23 protein-coding genes and 1 riboswitch are annotated in these 21,258 nt (G+C 35.9%); of the genes, 3 read left to right on the forward strand and 20 right to left on the reverse strand.

Annotation, left to right across the window (positions count from 1 at the left end; genetic code table 11):
- Positions 1-78: 78 nt before the first annotated feature.
- The 15 genes from ACWNMY_RS00195 to ACWNMY_RS00265 form a co-directional block, all read right to left on the reverse strand.
- On the reverse strand, positions 79-291 hold the full coding sequence (locus tag ACWNMY_RS00195) for a hypothetical protein (protein WP_449536275.1): 213 nt from the start codon (positions 289-291) through the stop codon (positions 79-81).
- A 129-nt stretch (positions 292-420) separates the two neighbouring features.
- Positions 421-1,104, reverse strand: coding sequence for a hypothetical protein (locus tag ACWNMY_RS00200; protein ID WP_449536276.1), 684 nt, complete (start codon positions 1,102-1,104; stop codon positions 421-423).
- 225 nt (positions 1,105-1,329) lie between these two features.
- Positions 1,330-1,638, reverse strand: coding sequence for a VOC family protein (locus ACWNMY_RS00205; protein ID WP_449536277.1), 309 nt, complete (start codon positions 1,636-1,638; stop codon positions 1,330-1,332).
- A 13-nt stretch (positions 1,639-1,651) separates the two neighbouring features.
- Positions 1,652-1,795 (reverse strand): hypothetical protein, encoded by a 144-nt coding sequence (locus ACWNMY_RS00210; RefSeq protein WP_449536278.1) that lies wholly within the window; start codon positions 1,793-1,795, stop codon positions 1,652-1,654.
- A 236-nt stretch (positions 1,796-2,031) separates the two neighbouring features.
- Positions 2,032-2,637, reverse strand: coding sequence for a branched-chain amino acid aminotransferase (locus ACWNMY_RS00215; RefSeq protein WP_449536279.1), 606 nt, complete (start codon positions 2,635-2,637; stop codon positions 2,032-2,034).
- Between the two features lie 70 nt (positions 2,638-2,707).
- Positions 2,708-4,006 (reverse strand): DEAD/DEAH box helicase, encoded by a 1,299-nt coding sequence (locus ACWNMY_RS00220; RefSeq protein ID WP_449536280.1) that lies wholly within the window; start codon positions 4,004-4,006, stop codon positions 2,708-2,710.
- Between the two features lie 259 nt (positions 4,007-4,265).
- Positions 4,266-5,252 (reverse strand): hypothetical protein, encoded by a 987-nt coding sequence (locus ACWNMY_RS00225; protein ID WP_449536281.1) that lies wholly within the window; start codon positions 5,250-5,252, stop codon positions 4,266-4,268.
- A gap of 228 nt (positions 5,253-5,480) precedes the next feature.
- Positions 5,481-6,158: a hypothetical protein gene (locus ACWNMY_RS00230; protein ID WP_449536282.1), complete on the reverse strand. Its 678-nt coding sequence runs from the start codon at positions 6,156-6,158 to the stop codon at positions 5,481-5,483.
- A gap of 243 nt (positions 6,159-6,401) precedes the next feature.
- Positions 6,402-6,965 carry an OB-fold protein gene (locus tag ACWNMY_RS00235; RefSeq protein ID WP_449536283.1) on the reverse strand — a complete coding sequence of 188 codons (564 nt, stop codon included), beginning with the start codon at positions 6,963-6,965 and terminating at the stop codon, positions 6,402-6,404.
- Positions 6,966-7,319: 354 nt separating this feature from the next.
- A complete protein-coding gene (locus ACWNMY_RS00240) occupies positions 7,320-8,369 on the reverse strand; it encodes a YHYH domain-containing protein (RefSeq protein ID WP_449536284.1) in 1,050 nt (349 codons plus the stop codon).
- 685 nt (positions 8,370-9,054) lie between these two features.
- Positions 9,055-10,113 (reverse strand): GGDEF domain-containing protein, encoded by a 1,059-nt coding sequence (locus ACWNMY_RS00245; RefSeq protein ID WP_449536285.1) that lies wholly within the window; start codon positions 10,111-10,113, stop codon positions 9,055-9,057.
- 287 nt (positions 10,114-10,400) lie between these two features.
- Positions 10,401-11,006, reverse strand: coding sequence for a YdcF family protein (locus ACWNMY_RS00250; RefSeq protein WP_449538359.1), 606 nt, complete (start codon positions 11,004-11,006; stop codon positions 10,401-10,403).
- A 272-nt stretch (positions 11,007-11,278) separates the two neighbouring features.
- Positions 11,279-12,913 carry a thiamine pyrophosphate-binding protein gene (locus ACWNMY_RS00255; RefSeq protein ID WP_449536286.1) on the reverse strand — a complete coding sequence of 545 codons (1,635 nt, stop codon included), beginning with the start codon at positions 12,911-12,913 and terminating at the stop codon, positions 11,279-11,281.
- A gap of 233 nt (positions 12,914-13,146) precedes the next feature.
- Complete coding sequence (locus ACWNMY_RS00260; RefSeq protein WP_449536287.1) at positions 13,147-13,344, reverse strand: ester cyclase; 198 nt, start codon at positions 13,342-13,344, stop codon at positions 13,147-13,149.
- 128 nt (positions 13,345-13,472) lie between these two features.
- Positions 13,473-14,234, reverse strand: a complete 762-nt coding sequence (locus tag ACWNMY_RS00265; RefSeq protein ID WP_449536288.1) for an MBL fold metallo-hydrolase — start codon at positions 14,232-14,234, stop codon at positions 13,473-13,475.
- 127 nt (positions 14,235-14,361) lie between these two features.
- Between ACWNMY_RS00265 and ACWNMY_RS00270 the strand changes: the two genes are divergently transcribed.
- Positions 14,362-14,772, forward strand: a complete 411-nt coding sequence (locus tag ACWNMY_RS00270) for an Lrp/AsnC family transcriptional regulator (protein ID WP_449536289.1) — start codon at positions 14,362-14,364, stop codon at positions 14,770-14,772.
- 244 nt (positions 14,773-15,016) lie between these two features.
- On the opposite strand, the gene ACWNMY_RS00275 is transcribed toward ACWNMY_RS00270, so the two are convergent.
- Complete coding sequence (locus ACWNMY_RS00275) at positions 15,017-15,526, reverse strand: hemerythrin domain-containing protein (protein ID WP_449536290.1); 510 nt, start codon at positions 15,524-15,526, stop codon at positions 15,017-15,019.
- 186 nt (positions 15,527-15,712) lie between these two features.
- Here ACWNMY_RS00275 and ACWNMY_RS00280 point away from each other — a divergent pair, with 186 nt between their 5' ends.
- Positions 15,713-16,450, forward strand: a complete 738-nt coding sequence (locus tag ACWNMY_RS00280) for an AAC(3) family N-acetyltransferase (RefSeq protein WP_449536291.1) — start codon at positions 15,713-15,715, stop codon at positions 16,448-16,450.
- Positions 16,451-16,546: 96 nt separating this feature from the next.
- Here the strand turns inward: ACWNMY_RS00280 and ACWNMY_RS00285 are convergent, their stop codons facing one another.
- Both ACWNMY_RS00285 and ACWNMY_RS00290 read right to left on the reverse strand, forming a co-directional pair.
- Positions 16,547-17,005, reverse strand: coding sequence for a hypothetical protein (locus ACWNMY_RS00285; RefSeq protein ID WP_449536292.1), 459 nt, complete (start codon positions 17,003-17,005; stop codon positions 16,547-16,549).
- A gap of 123 nt (positions 17,006-17,128) precedes the next feature.
- On the reverse strand, positions 17,129-17,626 hold the full coding sequence (locus ACWNMY_RS00290) for a hypothetical protein (protein ID WP_449536293.1): 498 nt from the start codon (positions 17,624-17,626) through the stop codon (positions 17,129-17,131).
- 368 nt (positions 17,627-17,994) lie between these two features.
- Between ACWNMY_RS00290 and ACWNMY_RS00295 the strand changes: the two genes are divergently transcribed.
- A complete protein-coding gene (locus tag ACWNMY_RS00295) occupies positions 17,995-18,612 on the forward strand; it encodes a hypothetical protein (protein WP_449536294.1) in 618 nt (205 codons plus the stop codon).
- 267 nt (positions 18,613-18,879) lie between these two features.
- On the opposite strand, the gene ACWNMY_RS00300 is transcribed toward ACWNMY_RS00295, so the two are convergent.
- Together ACWNMY_RS00300 and ACWNMY_RS00305 are read right to left on the reverse strand one after the other, a co-directional pair.
- Positions 18,880-20,241 (reverse strand): D-serine ammonia-lyase, encoded by a 1,362-nt coding sequence (locus ACWNMY_RS00300; RefSeq protein ID WP_449536295.1) that lies wholly within the window; start codon positions 20,239-20,241, stop codon positions 18,880-18,882.
- A 109-nt stretch (positions 20,242-20,350) separates the two neighbouring features.
- Positions 20,351-21,019, reverse strand: a complete 669-nt coding sequence (locus ACWNMY_RS00305; protein ID WP_449536296.1) for a carboxymuconolactone decarboxylase family protein — start codon at positions 21,017-21,019, stop codon at positions 20,351-20,353.
- 88 nt (positions 21,020-21,107) lie between these two features.
- Positions 21,108-21,216: riboswitch (SAM riboswitch) on the reverse strand.
- Between the last annotated feature and the right edge of the window lie 42 nt (positions 21,217-21,258).

The raw sequence follows: 21,258 nt of genomic DNA on the forward strand, positions 1-21,258 counted from the left end.
AATATACTTTGTTACAAATAAAAAGCCGGACCCCCAACACGGTAAAAGAATACCGCGCTGGAGGTCTGGCCCCATTTTTTATAGAGTGGAATGGTATAACATGTAGGAAGAAATCCGATGGAACAGATACTTCAAGTCCTTGCTTCTTCCTTCCGTTCTCTCTACAAGTGTAAATAAGAATCGATAAATTAACCGATATGCTTCCTCGAATGACATCTCCTCTATGAACCCATTCACATAATTCAAAGCGAAGTTCAAGTCCCATAAGCCATCGTTTTGGTTAAACATCAATTCGAATTTTCCTTTATCCCCCTTAACTCTTCATGGGTCAGGGGGACAGGTTCCGTGTCCCACCCCTGCAACTTTTAACTTTAGGATACCTTCATAGATGTTTTAGGGATAATTGGGCGGAAATGGTGGCTACTTGGGATGTGGTTTTGCTTCACTAAAAGTAGCTGATTCAGCTTTATACATTTTTCCATCCCAATGATACTTAACTTTTAGAGTTCCAATACTTGCTTCTGGAATGGATACAAAGACAGTTGTATAACCATAAAGTACACCATTTTCAGTCTTATAATCTTCTATTGACCCTACACCTGGCCTGTCAACAGATGTGTAGTAACCAAATTTAAAATAGTCCACAAAGTATTTCTTTTCACCAATTTTAAAAACAATTTCATTACCTTTTTGTTTCATCTTTACAAGTCGTTTGACTGCATCACTTATAGATTCAACTGGTACTTCTTCATAGCTTCGGTCAGGGTCATGTACTTGATTCAGAATATGAATTTCTTTTGTAGATAATCCAGAACCAGCAGCAGAGATCAATGCGACTATAATATCATTTAGTTTATCGCCATTACTATCCTCGTAAAATAATTTAGGGGCAAATTTATCATTATACCAATTTGGAAAGTTATATAATAACTCACCACCAACACTGTCTACTCCACCGCCGACTTGAACAGTAAAGTTTTTAGTAGCACTACCATCTGCCTTATCTGCAATGAGAAAAATGTTTTCATACCATACATTAGATATAATGTGCGAAGTAACTACTCTTTGAACCGCATATGCTTTTCCTGTATTACAAACAAACATTATGATTAATAGACATTAAAAATATTTTCTAATTGTTTTCACTCCTTTTACTAAATAACCTTCCCAATAGAAGTGAAGAATAAGTAGATGTACGACATAACTAACAAATTTTTTATTGAACTAACCTACGCTGTTAACCGAAAAGCAAAAAAGACCGCAGCAGCGATCTCAACTTTAACTATTGCTTGAACAAGAAAAAGTTACCCTCAATAATTCATGCAAATTTCATATTTGGCTAAGTGCACATATGGCACCTACCGGATATTCAATAATCGCATAACTTCCACGACCCTCACCTTGAGGCTCTGAAAGAACTTTGCCACCAAGACTACGACACTCTTCTAGACTAGCTTTTAAATCCTTTACTCCAAAATAGACGAGCCACACTGGGGGAAGCTCACTAAGACTTCCTGCTCTTTGACAAATACCCGCCGCAGGTTGCCCATCCGTGGTTATCATAAAGTAATCGGTATAATCTCCTCTTTTGTATTCACTATGTTCCCATCCAATGACTTTCTTATAAAAATCACGCACTGCTTCTGGCTGATTAAACAGTTACATCAGCCGAAAGAATCGTACCGGGCTTGAAAGCGTTTTGTTCTTCATTCATTAGCAACCCTCCTTGAATTAAATAACGTCTATAATAAATTTGACCATTTTTGTTATAGGTTAAAACCAATTTGATATACATCAACACCCCTGCACTGTTGGTAAAAATATAACAGTTAAAGATTTTGAGATTAATGTACAAAATTCCTCAAATAAACTCATTTAAGAGGTGATAACATGTTATTATCGAAATAACAAAGGCCAGATCCCCAATACAGTAAAGGATTACCGTACAGATGATCTAGCCCATTTGCATTTGTATAGAGAAGAATTTGTACTTTTGTAGGAAGAAATGCAATAGAACCGTTACTTCCCGTCCTAACTTCTTCCTTCCGTTCTCTCTACAAGTGTAAATAAGAATCGATAAATTAACCGATATGCTTCCTCGAATGACATCTCCTCTATGAACCCATTCACATAATTCAAAGCGAAGTTCAAGTCCCATAAGCCATCATTTTGGTTAAACATTAATTCAAATTTTCCTTTATCCCCCTGTAACTCATTACGTAAGTTTTCTTTAAGGGCTGACTCAAACTTTTTCTGCAATTTCAATCCTGCCATGACGTCATATGTTCCAAATACATCATTTACTTCAAACGAAATCGCATCAACGCCGATTTGTTCAAACCAACGAGATTCAAAATATAAAAATTCATTCTTGTGCTTTTGAAGGTAGTCAATCGAGCTTTCTAAGAAACCGAATGATTCAGTCGCAATTGTTTCTTCTGTTTCTTTGTTACATCTTTCAATGTACGCTTCAAGGAAACGTGTAGTCGGATCTTTTTCTATTACTGTCACGTCATTTGACATCATTTCATTTTTTTCAATGTACTCTTTTTCCTCTTGATAGAGTTCAACCTCTTTTACCGAGGGGTCACTCAATAATTCTGATGAAATGTATGTTTCCATTTGTTTATGTAACATGGGTGGTTCCTCCTGAAATCGGTGCCCTACCGGTCTTATGTGTAAGGCACTCTAGTTTGTTTCATAACTCTTAGCGAGAACGTCTTCTACCTTGCGTTTTATTGCTTGAATTGCTTTTTGATCGACTATCATTCGATTTTCTGTTTGAAGAAAACGGTGCAGCCTTCCTTCCGTCTCTTCTATTACCTTCAGAGCGTTTATCTTCTTTTTTTTGCTCGCTTGCTCTCTGATAATCCTCACGATCAGGGATACTTACTCCTTTTATCACTTGTATGTCTAATTTTTGATTTATCCCTTTTTCAATCATTCGGAGGAACTCCATATCTTTAGGATCTATTAATGTAAAAGCAACCCCGTCGACACCTGCACGTCCCGTTCGTCCAATCCGGTGAACATAGCTTTCCACATCATGGGGGATATCATAGTTATAGACATGCGTTACCCCTTCTACATCAAGTCCCCTTGCCGCAACGTCTGTTGCCACTAGAAATTGTGTTTTCGCATCCCGAAATCGTTTCATTGCTCGTTCACGTTTTGATTGTGGCAAATCACCATGCAGCTCGTCAGCTTCATATCCATTCGCAGTCAGTGCTTCGTAAAGCTTTTTGGCACGTACCTTTGTACGACAGAAGATAATCGCTAAAAAAGGACGATGTTCGTCGATTAAATGAAATAATGTGGCTTGTTTTCTACGGTCAGTTGTTTCAATCACCACTTGTTTGATTTCTTCAACCGTTACTTTTTTCGCTTTCACTTCTATGAACTCTGGCTCTACCATATATTTTTTGGCAAGAGATTGAATTTCGTTAGGTATTGTCGCTGAAAACAGCATGGTTTGTCTAGAAGGGAATGTTTCGCTAACAATGGCATCTACCTCTGGAAGAAAACCCATCAATAACATCTGGTCGGCTTCATCGATCACAAGACTCTCCACCGTTGAAAGATCGATTGTTTCACGGCGAATATGGTCTAATAAGCGACCAGGTGTTGCAACGACAATATGCTGAGCACCTTTTAGCTTTTTTAATTGATTCGCTACATCCTGACCACCGTATACAGATAGCACTTTGACACCCTCAACATTCTCAATCATTTTCTTGATTTCCTTCGAAATTTGCAGAGCTAATTCTCTTGTTGGCGTTAAAATAAGTGCTTGAACATCCGATTTATTCACATCAATATTCTCAAGAATCGGAAGAACAAAAGCCAACGTCTTACCCGTTCCTGTTTGTGCTTTTGCAATAACATCCTTTCCCTCAAGGACGGAAGGTATCGTTCGTTCTTGTATAGGAGTAGGAGCTACTATACCTAATGACTTCAATGTATGGTTAATCTCTTTTCGAATACCAAGTTGTAAAAAATCTACCAAGTCTAATCACGTCTCTCTTCTTGTACGAATACTAATTTATTTGTTCAATGGCTTATCTACTATATCATATAAGTTAGTATTTACAGATTGATTTGGATTATTATGGATCAGGGGGATATGGGTCAGGGGGACAGGTTCCGTGACCCACTTTCCTGTAACTATCAAACTTGGTATACCCGTTATTCCAATTTTACCTGTTAGTTCTAGTCCTAAACTTATTTGGTGAGATAAGAGGCGCCCAATGAAGTACGCTGGGATATCATTCCGGAATAAAAGAATAAGAAACCCAATCGCTTGTTTCAGTCCGAAACGAAATTGTGCAATCCTTATCTAAATCAGCAACTTCATAATAAAAAGGAGAAATTTCCTTCAGCCCTTCTCCAGCAGAAAAGACGTCCAAGTCTTCTCCAATATCCTCACGTATAAGAGCAATGGTGTCTCCTTTTTTGACTGGAATGACTGAATTATTTTCAACATTTGAGGTATATGAGTTTTCGTAATCCATGTTGTCACGGAATGAATAGCGAATAGTATGTGTTACTTCTTTATCAATTTTTGGATTCTTAAGTAAAATGCGGTGGTCAAAATCATTTGTTGTCCAGGTAAATCTTTCTTTTAAAGTAACACCATCAAATTCAATCGACTTTTTATCATCAAGTACCGAAACTCCATGATATACATGTTTTGCACCAAATCTTTTAAATTGAAATTTTTTATCTTTTTCATCATACAAAAGAACAGCAACCCAATCTGGAGATCCCGAACCTCCCGCATTGAACCTAAAGACTGGCTGCTCTAGTTTGTTATCAAAGACAGAAAGCCTTCCTATTGGCTCTATATAATGATATTCACCGACTTCTTCTTCATTAAGAATAATCTCCCATTCTTTAAATGAAGCATTATACTGACTAACAACAATTTTTGATTGTAGTAAAGTATTTTCATCACTCAGTGTATAAGCGGCAAGAACTTCAGGCTGATTATTGCCTGTTAACGACAAAACTTCGATTTTGGCATTCTGGGCGTCGCTTGGAATATATGATTCAATTTCACTTTCTTTTATGATGACATTTGGGTCGATTTCAACTTTTGGTTGTTCTTGATCAGTGGAAGGTTCTATAGTATTTTCTTTTTGTGATATATTCTCGTTTGAACAGCCACTCAAAGCAATCATTAGGAAACCACTCAAAACAATAAGCCAATAAATACGATGCATATACAATCGCTCACTTTCTATCATATTCATGAAATAACTGTCTCTTACTGCTCGAGCCGAATTTTTAGTATCTCCAAGAGAAGTAACATCATGACTAAAATCCGGAAAAACAAAGGCACATCTACAACCACAAAAAAACACCACAAATTTCTGTGTAAACAGTTGTAGTGTTTTTGTCTATAAATTGTTTGTACTAATTTAAAGTTATTAGTGTGGAGTTAACTAAAATTTAGTCTTTAAATAAACAATGGTTTAAAACTAATCGTCCTTCATCAAACATAATATTGTCTCTAAAAATCCATTTTCTTCTTGGAAACTTATTTGATCCTTCTTTACGAACATTTTATAATTTGAAGTGTGTTGATTTAGTAATACCATGACCTTTAAACAATGAATTATATAATAAATGTTTAATTTTATTCTTATGAAGGTTTTATTTAATATTGATTTATATGGTAATACTTTCCCTATCAAACTTAATTGATTATCATATCTTATTATCAACTTGTTGTTATTCAATAACTCTAAATAAACGGGGATAGATTTGTCATTCCTAACTTTTTCTACATCATTGATGATTTCCTCTTTTAATTCCCTAACCGCATTTAACCAATAATATAAATCAGAGTGTAAAATATCTATTTCATTTTCAATTTCTTTTCTCCTAAAGAACTGGGATATATCAAAAGAATGACCCATAAACATGTCAAAAGAAATTGGATCTATTAAAAAATCATCTAAAAAAAAATGTGCTTCTTCAACTTTCATCCCCGTTATACCATTTGATGCATACAACGAACCATTCCTTTTTAATAGGACGTATTGCAACTCCTTTTTACTAAAATATGTTTCTTCTTTTACAAACATTTTACTTAGCCTCAATGCATCCCAAAATATGTCACTATGTAAAGGTAATAAACTTGATTTCTTGTCCATATACAAATCTTCCCCTAAAAATTGATATACTATGTCCAATTTACATTTCATTTACGTTTCCAATAACCCTTTAATTTTATTTTATGCCATAACCATATTTCTCCTAGTTCCACTTTGCTAGTTCCATACGTGTTGTCACTGTTATTTATGTATCGAACTGATAACTCCGACAAGTGATAGAAGTAAGTATATTTATATAAAAAAGTTTGAGATTCGAAAATCTCAAACTTTTTTAGAATATATTTATTTTATTGATTCTACATCTAAATGATATCCCATAACTTCACCGACATCGGTGATTGTTCCAACTACAGTTACTTCTTGGTCACTACTAAATTCCATTACCGCATCTAAGTGTTTTTCTTCAATAAAACATTGAACACCCATTATTGTAAATTCCTCTGAGAGTGGATCAAGTGAAAAATAATCACCAGAACTGTCAATATTACTTAATCTACCTCTCACTTCAACATATTGGTCTTCGTAAGTTTTAGAAGCCTTTAAAGCATTTTCATTTAATGTATCCATAAGCTCATCAACCGTCACTACAATTGGTTCTTTAGCTTCTTCTTTTACTTCTTCCTGATTTTCAGCAACTTCGCCAGCAGTGTTATCATTATTGGTTGCAGTATCATCTCCACCACCTAATGCATTACCTAAGGCAATCAATAATACGATTGCACCAATAAACGTTAAAATCTTATGCCTCATAAACCAATTACGTTGGTCTTTTCCACAATGTGGACATTTTTTTACACCTTTTGCAATTTCTTTACCACATGCTTTACAATTCACTAAATCTGCCATAACGCTCGCCCTCCATTAAGTAATACTTTTTTGTGTATTACTTAATGTTCCCAAAAATGAATAAGTAATAGAACAATACACAAAAAACTAAATTTTACCATAGATGTATTTCAGGCAACCTTTTCCTAAAGAATAGTTAGAATTAGTATTACAGTATGGACTAATGGGTGCTAGTAATCAGAAAAAATAGGTCTTATGGAATTTATCACTTTTTACCGTATAGATGTAATTGATATTGTAAAATCCCGTTTGTATATCATTACCAAGATTATAAAAGAACCCTCCCTTATAAACTAAGGAGGGTTCCTTCACTTTAAATCTGTTAATAATTTCATCTAAGATATCGGTGTTAGTTTATCCTGTTTTTTCTATTGCTCTTTTCTTTTTCCTAATAACGAAATACGTTATTACCACTATAACAATAATCGTAGAAACAATTCCAAAACCTATTTTGTATTTTTTGATTGTTTCAAGTTTTCCTTTTTCGTAATACTTTCTATATAGTTGATCCTTATTATTTCCACGTAGCCTTGTCGGAGGAGAGTATTCTTCTAAGTACTTTCCCTCATTATAAGCTCTGTCTAGATATTTTTTCACCTCATTGTTTGAGTTGAATCCATTGATGAATTCTTCCTCTAATACAGAATTTTCTTCATAAATTGAAGGAAGAACGACTGTTTCATGTTGAAAAGCAGATTCATAACCTTGATCATAGGCCTTTTTCTGTATTAGTTCATCATACTTTTTTTGCGCACTTTCTTTAACGGATTGAGGTAGATCGGATGGAAAACTTATTGCTGTAAATGTGGATGCAGCCTCATTCGCCTGGTTTAACCAGTTTTGAGTTTGTCCGTCAACAAAGCCTTTCTCATATGACTGCTGCACATCTGTAGAAATTGTAAACTTCTCTGGTACAACCATCTTATCATCAAGTAGTCCTGCATTATAGCCTGCATCTCGTGCTACTGGAATAAGCATTTCAATCTCTTGTCGTTTGTATCCTTGATCATATCCTTGTTTATACCAGCTGTACTCCGCGTTCGAAAAATCATGGTTGGTCTCTGGGTCGTACGTTTCATAAAACGCATCTGAATAACCATCGTCATCACCCATTGATTTAATGTTTTCAGCCAGTTCACTTGCATTTTGTTCATAATCATTAACACCATTACTATCACTATCTTTGTATTGGTAATCTATAGTTGAGGTAGAATCCAGATTTGAAGAGTTAGAGTAAGTGGAATCACTGTATCCATTGTGACAATGATACACGCCGGTAGAATAATTAGTATGACATCCTGTAGCATCAGTACGTCCACTATGTGCTTGCGCTGTGGAGATTTGAAAAGGGATGATTATAGAAAAAATGATGGTCGTTATCAAAATTGGCAGTATTTTTTTCAATAAATGACTCCCCTTTTGTTTTATAAATTACATTTTGTTTAATTTACCCCTTATTCATTATAGGTTTATTGTATATAAATTGTAGTGTAAGTTTCTGGAAGTCATATAGATAATTAGGGACAGCGAATTATCCTAGTACTGAATGTCGTAGAATCCTTTTATAAAAAATAGAATTTATCTACCATTTTATTTTCCTTCTAATTAAACCTTCTTATAGTTCGTTGTTTTTAAACATAAAGAAGGGAACTTCCCATAGTGAAAGTTCCCTACTAAACTCGATTTTACAAGTCTACCTTCATATCACGCAACGCACCTTGTTTCACATATTTTATTAGTTTTGCAGACTCATCTTGAACACGTTTTCTTCTGAGTTCAGTTACAAAAGTACATTGTGTTGGTTTGATTTCTACTTATTGATAGAAAGGACAAACCCCCATTTTGGAATAGAAAAAAGAGTCTTACTCATAAAGACTCCCTAAAGGATACCATCTCTATTCTCCTTATCATTTTACTCCGTTCAGACAACTGAACGTTTTTTTTCCTAATTTTCTTTAAACGAGTTACATTCATCATGGTATGACAAAACTGCTAATCTTTACTGCTATATTGCTTACTTTGTTTTACGTATAATTCTTACTAATCATTTCCCTTTTTGGAAATAAAGGGTTGTATTACATCAACCATTCTATCCCACATTCGAGAATACGATTTGGTTTCTTCCCCTATCCTTTGCCTCATATAGTAGTTTATCAACTTTTTCTACCAACTGATCTGGGTTTTCACCATTTTGTTTACAAGTTCCAAAACTCATAGTTACAGAAAAGTCTTCCCCTTCACAGAAAAAAACGTGATTGGAAACTGTCTGTTTGATTTCAATTAATAGCTTGTTCACTTCAAAATGTTTACTAGTATAAAGAATGAGTGCAAACTCTTCTCCCCCATACCGAAAAACTTTTCCTTGATTCTCTGGAACAATAGTAGTTAGCAATGCCCCAATTTGATGTAATACTTTATCTCCCATTACATGTCCATATTTATCATTAATTGATTTAAACTTATCAATATCTGTAAGAACAAGGTAAAAATCATGGCCTTTTTCTAATTCTTTTCGTACGTTTTCCTGAAATGAACGGTGATTTAATAAATTCGTAAGATAATCACGTTTAGCAGTCTCGGCTAACAGGTTTCTTTCTGAATATTGCTGTCTTTCCCTAGAAACAATAATCCCACCTAATCCGCCTACCAATAACAGAAAGAAAACTTGGCATATATACATCACTACGTTTTTTAATAAGTAGACCTCAGAAACTTGTATAAAAAAAATGATAGAGTATATCGAAATAAATAAAAAGGCAGTAATGATCCCACCTACAAATCTCCAATAAACAGCAACGTGTAATAGAATTAAATACGCCACTGGAAACAGTGGACTTTCAATTCCTCCGGTTAATGGGATAAGTGCAGAAAATGCAATAAAGTCAAAACATGGTCCACCCTTAGTCATGATTGTATACATCCTTGATCCTTCAGGTGACTTATGTAAATAATAATCTGAAGTGCCCATATAGAGTATTCCAAATACAACTAAAGCTATGAATAATTTAAGTTTTACATCCGATGGATTTTCAACATATTGTACAGCGAAAACAACAATTGCTAATAATAAAAAGAACCAACGCAAAGAAGAAAAAATAACTTCAAGTGCATGGTATGACTGGTAAGCCTGCTTTATCAAAGATTTCAATTCGTCCACATCCAGTGAATATAATTCTAGTTTTCTTAATTATAATGTAAAATGAGCAGCAATAAATAAAAAATATGTAAAATGAGATAATTTTACATAGGTCAGTTATAAATGTGGGGTCCAATGTGTGGGCCTGTCCCCCATTGCGTTATTATTTAAATACATACTTGTTAGATGACTATATAATCTTTTACGCTGTTTTCTTAAAGTTCATTATTTTTATTCATAACAAAGGGAACTTCCCATAATCAAAGTTCCCTACTAAACTATTCTTATTTTTAGCGTTTTTACAAATCTACCTTCATGTCCCGCAACGCACCTTGTTTCACATATTTTATTAGTTTTGCAGACTCTTCTTGAACGCGTTTTCTTCCTAGTTCGGTTAAAAACCAGTTATCTTTTCTTGTATTATTATCATCAGCAGGACATAACGTATAGGTGATCCAATTAGGCATATATGTTTGTAATGTCAGATGTAATCGTTTCATATGGTAGGATGTCGTTACTACCAAAATTCGTTTTATTTTATATAAGTGGAATTCTCTGTTTAATACGAATAGAGAGGCTAACACATTTTCTAGTGTGTGTAGTGACTGGTCTTCAATTAGTATATCTTTTTCAGGAATCCCTAAAGAAATGGCCTCTCTTTTCATCGAATCGGCCTCCGAGAAATCACTTCCCTCCCATTGCACCCCGCCTGAAAGCAATAGTTTACTGGCTCTGCTTTGCTTATATAATTCCACTGCTTTTGGTAAACGATATTGAACGGCCTTGCTGCTGCCCACCACCAATATACAATCTCCGTTCGCGTAATCATCTTCAATATCTGAAAATAAAAGCTTGGTCAGTTGAGCGTCTGAGAGTTTTTCAACTTCTAACTCAGACAGATACATACTCAAGTCACCCTCCTTTCATAGGTAGTCCTATCTAAAATATACCACAATTTGGAAGCATGACAGTATGTACAAAAGCATCAAAATTTCGTTTTCTCTTATAATTGGGCACGTAAAAATGCTATGGGTCAGAGGGACAGGTTCCGTGACCCAAACCCCTTATCTGCCGGGACGGTTTCCATTACCCTATTTTTTCCATTTTAAGCTCAGAATGAAGGCCAAACCCCCAATGCGATAATGCATTCACACATTAAGGGCTGGCCATGTTTTTCTTACCCCTTCGTCTCCGGATGAACAATAGCCGCTGTTTCAACGGTAACAAGCGATGGTCCATTATCTAAAAATGCTCGTTTTAACGTGCTTTCCAATTCACTTTCATCCTTTATATGATACCCTTTCCACGAGCATGCTTCTGCAATTTTTACGAAGTCAGGGTTTGTCAAGTCAACATCCTTCGGTATACTTCCTTCAGCTAGCATTTTGTCACGTTCCATCTGTAATGCATGATTATTGAAAATGATCACCGTGATAGGTAAGTTGTATCTGACAGCTGTTAGGAGATCGGCTAACGTCATTTCAATTCCACCATCCCCAACAACTGCAACGACTTGCTTTTCCGGGTAACATATTTTTGCTGCTAGGGCAGCAGGTAATCCGAATCCCATCGTACGCCATTCTCCTGAAAAAATGACTTCTTGCTTTGTTGAGCGGAAGTTTCGATTAAACCAAACTGTAATATCACCTGTATCGAGTGTAACAATTGCATCTTCCTGTACAGTATTTTCAATTGCTCTCACGATTCGAGAAGGATGAAGGGGCTGCGTTTTTTGTAACCCCTCTTCCTCATTTTGGTTGGCCCACGTCTCTTTTGCCGTTTGAATCTGGGTTACCCACGCTTGATCTGCTGCGTGGTTTTGAAGGTTCTCTGTTACTTGTGGGACTAGTGTTTCTGCAGGACCAACTACCCCTACCTCAACTGGTATGCCATTTCCGATATTTTCCCTGGCTATGTCAATCTGAATGATTGTTGCCTGCTTGGGAACATACTCTTCTGGCCACCATAAATCTCCTACTAGTAACACGACATCTGATTGTTGAAAAAGCTCTTTGGCATGTGGATTCCCACCTTGTCCGATCCCACCCAAAAGATTTTCACAAGAATCATCGAATGCCCCTTTTGCACCAAGGCTGACTAGGATACCCGCTCCCCAAGCGTTTGCTAATGCCTCTATTTCATGAACGGCTTGTTTTGCCCCAACTCCAGCTAATATCATTGGTTTTTTAGCTGTTTTCATCACATCAACAACTTTGGCGATTTCTGTTTGGTCAATAAGGGAACGACCTTGAATCATTTTTGGTTCACTTCGTACTTTGGCATTTGAGTTCATAGTAAATAGATCCTTTGGTACTGATACATGTGTGACTGCACCTTTTACAAGTGATGTACTCATCGCTTTCACTAAAATATCAGTTACTGCATCTGGATGAGCAAGTAAGGTTGTATATTCAGCCAACGGTTTAATCAGTTCTTGTTGGTCAATATACTGTTTATAGTCTGTTCCAATTTTTTTCGTAGGTGCTTGACCTGTAATGGCCAATACAGGTGCCTTATCCAAGCAGGCGTCTCCAAGTCCGTTTAGGAGATTTCCTAATCCTGGCCCCATTGTTGCGAGACATACACCGAGCCTACCCGTTAGCTTCGCTTCGGCTGAGGCCATCATAGCAGCAACTGATTCATGTTTAACCGCGATAAATTGGATGGTATTTTGCTTTGCAAGCTCATCCATAAATCCAATAATCGCATCACCAACGACCCCGTAAATCCTTTTGACTCCCCACTTTTCAAGTTGATTAATCATCAGTTTTGCAACTGTTTCACTCGACGATTGCTGAGAATTCGAACTCATTATGTACACGTTCTCCTTTGACATTTTTACGCTTTAACATTCCAACTATTGGGGGAATATATACAACTGGGAAACAACGGGACGGTTTTGGTGTCTCTTATTTTTTTATAAATAGGATCTTGTCTCATGATGTTTTAGCATTGGGGGAACTTAGAAGAGTAAAAAATAAAAAAAGACCCAAAATGGGTCAATTTGATACTGATACATTTGATTTGATAACAAAATTAAGCTTCTTATTTAACTGTTATCCCAGTGGCAGGAACACCGAAAAACGAGATACCTGTATTAGTTCCTTCAAAGATGAAGTATGCTGCTACTTGATCACCTTCAGCTATTATGGATTGAATAGGCATTCTAAAGCTAGGTAATGCATCAAAGTCTACAAGCCCTTTTAAACAGGAAAAGGTATATCCAGTTGTGGATGAATACAAGTTTCATGGCAATACTCTTTACGTGCTTCAAAGTTCTCTTGGTCGATGGTTTCATAAAAGTGACGGACCAATTCCTTGTTTTCTTAAACCGACACAACTATTTCTCATTTATTATCTTCCAATAATATTTAAAATGTGTATGATTCTCCGTCAATTGGTACTAGCACATTAGATTCAATCTTTTTTTCTTTAGTATAGTTTTTCAGTTCCTCTCTAGATAAGGACCAGTGGTTAACTGCCTCCATGTGTACGCAAATAATTTTTGCTTCTGGAGCAGCTTTGTAAACTTCATAGACATCTTCTTTCCCCATGACTAGGGAACCACCTTGGAAGAATTGATTATCCCCAGCGTTTACAACAATTACTTCTGGTTCGTTAGTCTCAATTACTTTTTGTACTTCTTCATACCAAACAGTATCTCCCGCAACATATAATGTTTTCTCCGTTGGGTGTTTGAAGACAACCCCACATACTAGACCAGCAAGTTTTAAGATTTCGCCTCTTCCATGCTCGCCCTTTGTTTTCACTAGCTGGATTCCTTCGAACTCTGTTTTCTCTTGTAAAACCTCTACATTTATGAAACCAGCATTTCGAATTTCTATTGCATCTTCTTCATTTTGGGCAAATATTTTAATCTCTTTTGGTAAAGCTTCCTTAGCTGCATCATCCCAATGATCATAGTGCAGATGAGTAACAATAACTGCATCAATACCTTTAATTACATCATCGATAGATGTTGGCAGGCTTACCAAAGGATTATTTTGCTCTTGCCTAGGTGAATTTGGGAAAGGTGGGTAAGTACCTTTTTCAGATAACATTGGATCGATTAAAAACTTTTTACCCGCGTATTCCAAAACGATAGTTGCATTACGAATTTGTTGTATATTCATAGTTATATCTCCTTTTCTTCATAATTTCCTTTGAACATTTTATATACTATACTATGGTTAATAACAGATACATGGCCTAAATAAAGTGTTTCGGTCGTTTGACTTTATTTATGAAGGAGTTAGATAGATGTTAGATAACACGGATCTGCAAATCCTAGATGAACTATCCAAAAACAGTCGGATAACAATGAAAGAATTGGGAGAGAAAGTCCACTTAACTGGACCAGCTACTTCAGCTAGGGTGGCAAAATTAGAGGACAACGGAATTATTGAAGGATATACCATTAAAATTAATCAAGAAAAGCTGGGCTATTCAATTCACGCAATGATCAGTATTATTACAAATAGCCCATATCATAAACCTTATTTGTCATTCTTAAATGCACAAAAAGAGTATGTAATAAATAACTATAAAATTAGTGGGGATAGCTGCTACCTTTTAGAATGTAAATTCCCATCTACTCATGTATTGGATGAGTTCTTAGTGGGTTTGAGTTCGTATGTGAATTACAAATTATCAATAATAATAAATAAGTAATTCTTATAAAGAGATAACTTGTGAAGAAATATACTTAAAGTAATTGGTGATTTAGTTGAGCATAAGGCACATATAAAATACAGCAAAAAGACTAGGAAAAAGTATAATCCTAGTCTTTTATTGTTGATTATGCTTCTGAATATTACGTTAACCCCCTGCTAATTGAGATGTTTATACAAGTTTACTTGCTATACAGAACCCGTTAGATCTTTTTCGTAACTAGAAGTTTGTAGGACATAGTAATCTATCCAACTTGAATCAACCGCTCAAGCTCCTCCTTCTCCACATCCGACAGTATCACCTCTGCCAATGGAAACAGAAATTTTTCTTCTTTTGCGAAGTGTTGTATTAAGGTTGCATACGCTTGAGCGGCGTATACGGTTATCGATTGAATGTCGTTTTCATCAATTTTCTCCCCCGCCTGTTCAGCTTCTTTCATAAAATCCTCTAGATGCTGCTCTGCCTTCTCATGTTCATATTCCATCACTTCGATAATATTGTTTTCCTCTCCAAGGTGACGAGACATCATCGGGAATAACGCTTCATCCTCTCGTTTAGAATGTATCTTAAGTTTAGCTATGAAAGCTAAGACCCGCTCGGATAGTTCGGCAAACAGTTGAAACACAGAAGACCCGGTTTCATATTCTATCTCTTCAATGATTTCATAAAAGAAATCCATCTCTGCCTTCAATGACACGTGCTCGTTCTGTAATTGTTTCAGTGGCGCACTCTCTATAACGGTTACAGTTTCCATCGTCTTCCCCCTATTGGCTCACAAACATGGTCGTCAGTCACATCTTCTACGTAAAAGTATAAGTCAAAAGACTTGTTACCTTTGTGATGAGAATCACTAGCCTTTACAAAAGAAGATTCTAACTCGCCCCACGAGATACGAAATATGGTATTCTATTCCTAATAGAATCTAGAAAGGTAGAATAACATGTATACAAAACAAGATTTACTAGATCATCTCGAGCAGTTAGGTATTGAGCGAAACGGAACATTGCTTGTTCATTCTTCGATGAAAAGTATTGGGCAGGTTGAGGGTGGCGCGGATACAGTCCTTGATGCGTTGTCTGAATATATGAAAGATGGGCTATTGGTTTTTCCAACACATACTTGGTCGTATATAAAAGCTGAAAATCCCAAGTTTTATGTAGAGGAGTCGCCTTCTTGTGTGGGTCTACTAACTGAGCTTTTCCGGAAGCGTCCCGGTGTTGTTCGTTCCTGGCATCCGACCCATTCTGTAGCTGCTTTGGGAAATGGTGCTCAGGAATTTGTTGCTGGCAATGAAAAATTCAATACACCTTGCGCAAGAGAATCGAGTTGGGGGAAATTATTGGACCGAAAGGCATCGATTTTATTAATTGGGGTGGATTTACGTCGTTGTACATATATTCATGGAGTCGAGGAATGGCTTGATATTCCTGGTAGATTAACAGATAGTCACGAACAGCTTTACACCGTATTACCGGATGGAACCGAGATTTCCGTACCTCAAAGACGACATATAGGGCACACCTCTGAAAAATATGAACGGGTGGAAGAAGCATTTCTTGATCAAGACGCAATGTTCAAAGGTTCATTTGGGGATGCAGAAGTTCGAGTTTGCGATACGGTAAAAATGACTGACTTGCTTTATCATATACTAGAGGAAGATCCGGAGATGTTTTCTTGATTCTTACATAAAAGACCTGACCCCAATCATGCTTTTTGTAAAGTGTGGATCAGGTCTTTTTTTATAGAGATTAGTATCAATAATTCTACTAAAAAACTAATTATCATACACAATTTTGCCAGATAAACTTAAGTCAATTAGTAATTGATAACAAATTTCAATCTTTTTATCAGCCGGTAACCTGTTGTATTCTTCAAATTCTAAATCAAAAGTTTCCTTTAACTCTTCATTAAATAAATTTGTGAAAATTGATTGATTTATTTTAGTTAGTTTAGGATAAATATAATTCTCATAGTAATTAATTATTTGGCTATGGTCCCATGACAAAACATCAGATCCTCCTGGACTATTAATGGTTTCCCCTACATAAATTTCCTCTGGGAATGCAATGGGTGTATATAGACCCGCTAACTGAAAACCATCTGGTAAAGAATCCTCAATATTTGGTTTTTCGTAATTATCTAATACGAATTGTTGGATTTGCAAAAATTCTTTAATCTCAGGTATTTCTTCAAAATCTATTAGTTTTTGTTCAATCCATTTGTAATTTTTCATTATAATTTACCTCTTTACCTATAGTAATTCATAAAAACAATGTTTTTCTACTTACCTAAAATACCTTCAGTATTATTTATTTTTTAACAATATTTATTTGTAGAAATCGATTCGTGCATATCATTACCCAAGTCGCCATTCTGTTGAATAAGTTCTCGGTATTCCTTCTTCCTTAATTTTTTTCATCGAATGTTGAGCCTTTAAAATATCCTTTTTGTCGGTTTCACCAGAACCGAATTTTATTATATTCTTTATTCTATTACCTGTCGCTTCGCCTAATATTAGGGCATTTTTATCGAATGTTATGATTTCTAACACTCCATCTTCTTCCTTTAGCCCCGGTCTCGAATTTCCAATCCAAACTAATTTATCTCCTGCTTTTATTCTCCAAATATTCGGTCCATCCACTTTAGCTTTTGGTTTATAACCAGAGTCCAATTTCTCCAAGATTTTATAAACTAATGAATCACTAACTTCTGTAGGATGTAATTCGAACCACGAAGGAATATCTGCCCATCGATTTGTAATAGTTGCATAATCACCATCACTAAGTTTCCAAAAATCAATTATCGAGAGGCTATCAAGATCGAAATAATTCTTAAACCTAAACCATATTAACATGTCTTTTCTCTAAAAGAGAGTCTTATTGTAGTATCATGTTTAACTACTCTTTTCATGTTTCTACCCCCCTATTTAAATAACTATAATAATAGGCATTGTAATTAATTCCGTTATTCTTTTGTAAATATTTCTTCACTAAACTAAATACTTCTAAAATCTATCTTGGCAGCAATCAAGGTATTATATTCCTTTTCTACAAATAAACAATTTAAATATATTCATTTAAGTTATGTTTGCATTGTCCACTTCTTCTTTTTTACGTCTGAAGTTTATGTGTTCACAAAAGGGCCAGTCTTTTTACCCAGTATGTATTTACAGAACTAGTAAATTAATATACTTTTAAATTAGTAAATCTTGGAGGATATTACATGAAAAAGGAAATTAGCTTTTTAATAGACGAAGATTTAGTTGAAAAATTTGAGGCAGCAATATTAGTAAACAAGGAAAACCTGAATAAGGTACTATCAAAATGGATGATCCAGTATGTTTCTAGTAGTTTTTCAAAGGCTGAGTCTGAAAAGGCTTCCCAACCTTCCATCAAATCAAACAATTTAGTTAAGGTTGGGAGTAACTTTTCTAACAACCAAATAGAAACTAAAAAGTTAGATAATCGCATTTCAAAAAAAATAACAAAAGAAATGATTGAGATAGCATATAACTTTGCAAAAAAAGTGTATTTTGGTGAACTAACTAGAACAGAAGGAAAACAGAAGATTTCAACATTTACAGGGATGAACGCTGGATCTGCTCAAGATTATATTACGGATTTTTTAGCTATGATGTCAGGACAGGAATATCATCGTACAATGAGTAATTTCGGAACAGAGTATTATCTAGAGAATATACGAAAGGACTTTGGCAATCAAGCCTTTATGTTAGCTTTGGAGGCTACAGAGAAACATATTAAATATTACAATGCACTTGGGTATGGACAATTAAAGGAAAAAGAAAAAATAGTAAGGAAATTTAAAGAAACAATTAGGTGATAGAGGAATAGGTGCCTGCCATTGTGAGCTAATTGCTCCCAATTGCCCTTTTTAAAATTTGATACAACTATACAATAAAAAAGTTGTATTACGTGTTAATTTTTTATTAGAACTTTCTAGGTTTAAACAATTTATATCATCATTTCTATATTTAATATATTGTAAAAATCCGGTACTATTTTCTTGATACCTTGAATTGTTACTACTAGGGGAGATAACCTCCCCTGCTACATTTTATCTACAGCATGAAGACTCGCTCTACCAAAACTATAAGTTTCTTAACTCCTCTAACCCTGTTTCCACATACGAATCCATCATTTCCTTGGGAACCATACTCCCCCCTGTTGCCCATGCAATATGAACGGAGTGTTCCATTTTATCTGCTACTCTATGTTTTTCCAAATACCCTCTACCTTCTGGCTCTGTAAATAAGCGAGCTGGACCGGGCACTCCTGCTAATGCGGAAGGTTCTAAATAGATGCTTTCTGTTTGAGCCAACAGACTGAGATACGCTAATAAATGATGATCCTCAACCGTATAAACACCACTCAAAAGGTTTTCCAGCGTTCTCCCAACAAATCCTGATGGACGTCCAACCGCTAATCCATCTGCAGCTGTTTTGTTATCAATGCCAAAATCCTGTACCGAAATGTTGTCATGCTGTTCGGTTAACAAGCCAACTAACATACAAGGAGAATGGGTAGGTTCGGCAAAAAAGCAATGAACATGATCCTTGAAAATGAGCTTTAAACCAAACGCCACTCCGCCTGGTCCTCCTCCCACTCCACAAGGAAGGTACACGAACAATGGATGATCTTCATCGATTGTGATGTTCATCGCTTCTAGTTGTTTTTTAAGTCTTGAAGCTGCTACGGCATACCCAAGAAACAAATGTGTGGAGTTTTCATCATCAATAAAATAACTGGTAGGATCATCCAGAGACTGTTTTCTTCCTTGCTCAACTGCCACACTGTAATCTAGTTCATGTTCTATGACTGTTACTCCCTTACTTCTAAGAAGGTCTTTTTTCCATTGCTTTGCTTCAACTGACATATGGACTGTCACGTTAAATCCTAGCTTAGCGCTGATAATCCCAATACTTAACCCCAAATTCCCGGTAGAACCCACAACAATTGAATAATTGGAAAAGAATTGTCTAAATGAGTCACTGTCGAGTTTGGAATAATCGTCTTCCAATGATAGAAGCTTATTTTCAATTGCTAAGTTTTCCGCATGCTGTAAAACTTCATAAATACCACCCCTTGCCTTAATCGATCCAGAAATCGGTAGATGACTATCGCATTTAAGAAGTAACTTGCCCTCAATTTTTTCCGCGAATAAACCCTCAATAGCCTGTTGCATAGTTGGGATTTCTTTCAATGGTGATTCAATAATCCCATTCATCTCCCTTGTTTCAGGAAAGGCACTTGCAAGATAAGGGGCAAATCTTTGTAATCTCTCCTCTGCATCCCGAACATCCTCGACACCCAACGAAACATTCTCTATGGCTCTAGAAAATTCGTGGTATTTCGGATTCCTCCAAAACACTTCTTCCGTTCTTATAAGCTTTTCTAATAAAGGGTATGTCTGTAACCATTCATCCTTTGTTTTCCCTAAAATAACGTCCATCTCAGCACCCCTTTTAGTAACTATAGAGAAGTTTATGTAAGAATTAGAGTTTCATATACCTAAAAAGGCCTGGTCCTAGTTACTTCATAGGAATCGGGCCACTTTTTATTTACTTCTCATCATACGCATTTAGCGCATTCACACTATGTGCCAACGCAGATCCCGCTTTTAACGCAACTGCAACGAAAATCGCTTCAGTGATTTCTTCCAGGTCGGCACCCACTTTTTTCGCATTTTTCGTATGAAGGTCAATGCAATAGGCACAACCTGTTGTGTGAGCACAAGCGACCGCAATCAATTCTTTTTCTTTTTCTGTTAAGTTTACTGCTTTAAGAGATTTCGTATCAAAATCAATAAATGCTTTAAATGCTTCGCCATTCAGGTCAGCAAATTCTTTTAATCTTGCAAAATAGGCTGCTTTGTATAGCTCTTCATCGCCATTTCCATCATAGGCATTAAGAGCATTCACTCCATGTGCTAACGCAGAACCAGCTTTTAATGCAGTTGCCACAAAAATTGCCTCTGCTACCTCTTCTTTTGTAGAGTCATTCTTTTTTGCATTTCCAATATGTAAATCAATGCAATACGGACAACCCGTAATATGAGCTACCGCCACCGCAATTAGTTCCTTTTGTTTCACAGAAAGTTTACCCGCAGCAAGTGCTTGGCTATCAAACTTGATGAACGATTGAAATGCCTCTGGCGCATACTGTTTTAATTCCGGAAGTCTCCCGAAGTATTCCTTTTTGTACAAGCTATCTGTTTTTGTCACTGTCATGTAACTCTCTCCCCTACCTATTTTTTCACCAAATAAAATACGACATGAAAAAGCCCCTTCCAATGAGGAAGAGGCATATGTACATCCACACTCATCTTTCAAGCCTACGCTTGCTGGAATTAGCACCTTGTTACAATCAACGTAACGGTTGCTGCGGGATCAACGGACCAGGTGCCTCCCCCGACTCTCGATAAGAGAAAAAACGTATTCATTTAGTAATATTTAACAATTTCATCTTA

Source organism: Ferdinandcohnia sp. Marseille-Q9671, from assembly GCF_976954385.1.

Coding starts and splice junctions, on each gene's coding strand:
- ACWNMY_RS00200 (WP_449536276.1), bottom strand. CDS start 1,104: ATGTTTGTTTGTAATACAGGAAAAGCATATGCGGTTCAAAGAGTAGTT.
- ACWNMY_RS00210 (WP_449536278.1), bottom strand. CDS start 1,795: ATGTATATCAAATTGGTTTTAACCTATAACAAAAATGGTCAAATTTAT.
- ACWNMY_RS00215 (WP_449536279.1), bottom strand. CDS start 2,637: ATGTTACATAAACAAATGGAAACATACATTTCATCAGAATTATTGAGT.
- ACWNMY_RS00225 (WP_449536281.1), bottom strand. CDS start 5,252: ATGAATATGATAGAAAGTGAGCGATTGTATATGCATCGTATTTATTGG.
- ACWNMY_RS00230 (WP_449536282.1), bottom strand. CDS start 6,158: ATGGACAAGAAATCAAGTTTATTACCTTTACATAGTGACATATTTTGG.
- ACWNMY_RS00235 (WP_449536283.1), bottom strand. CDS start 6,965: ATGGCAGATTTAGTGAATTGTAAAGCATGTGGTAAAGAAATTGCAAAA.
- ACWNMY_RS00250 (WP_449538359.1), bottom strand. CDS start 11,006: ATGTATCTGTCTGAGTTAGAAGTTGAAAAACTCTCAGACGCTCAACTG.
- ACWNMY_RS00255 (WP_449536286.1), bottom strand. CDS start 12,913: ATGAGTTCGAATTCTCAGCAATCGTCGAGTGAAACAGTTGCAAAACTG.
- ACWNMY_RS00265 (WP_449536288.1), bottom strand. CDS start 14,234: ATGAATATACAACAAATTCGTAATGCAACTATCGTTTTGGAATACGCG.
- ACWNMY_RS00270 (WP_449536289.1), top strand. CDS start 14,362: ATGTTAGATAACACGGATCTGCAAATCCTAGATGAACTATCCAAAAAC.
- ACWNMY_RS00275 (WP_449536290.1), bottom strand. CDS start 15,526: ATGGAAACTGTAACCGTTATAGAGAGTGCGCCACTGAAACAATTACAG.
- ACWNMY_RS00280 (WP_449536291.1), top strand. CDS start 15,713: ATGTATACAAAACAAGATTTACTAGATCATCTCGAGCAGTTAGGTATT.
- ACWNMY_RS00285 (WP_449536292.1), bottom strand. CDS start 17,005: ATGAAAAATTACAAATGGATTGAACAAAAACTAATAGATTTTGAAGAA.
- ACWNMY_RS00290 (WP_449536293.1), bottom strand. CDS start 17,626: ATGTTAATATGGTTTAGGTTTAAGAATTATTTCGATCTTGATAGCCTC.
- ACWNMY_RS00295 (WP_449536294.1), top strand. CDS start 17,995: ATGAAAAAGGAAATTAGCTTTTTAATAGACGAAGATTTAGTTGAAAAA.
- ACWNMY_RS00300 (WP_449536295.1), bottom strand. CDS start 20,241: ATGGACGTTATTTTAGGGAAAACAAAGGATGAATGGTTACAGACATAC.
- ACWNMY_RS00305 (WP_449536296.1), bottom strand. CDS start 21,019: ATGACAGTGACAAAAACAGATAGCTTGTACAAAAAGGAATACTTCGGG.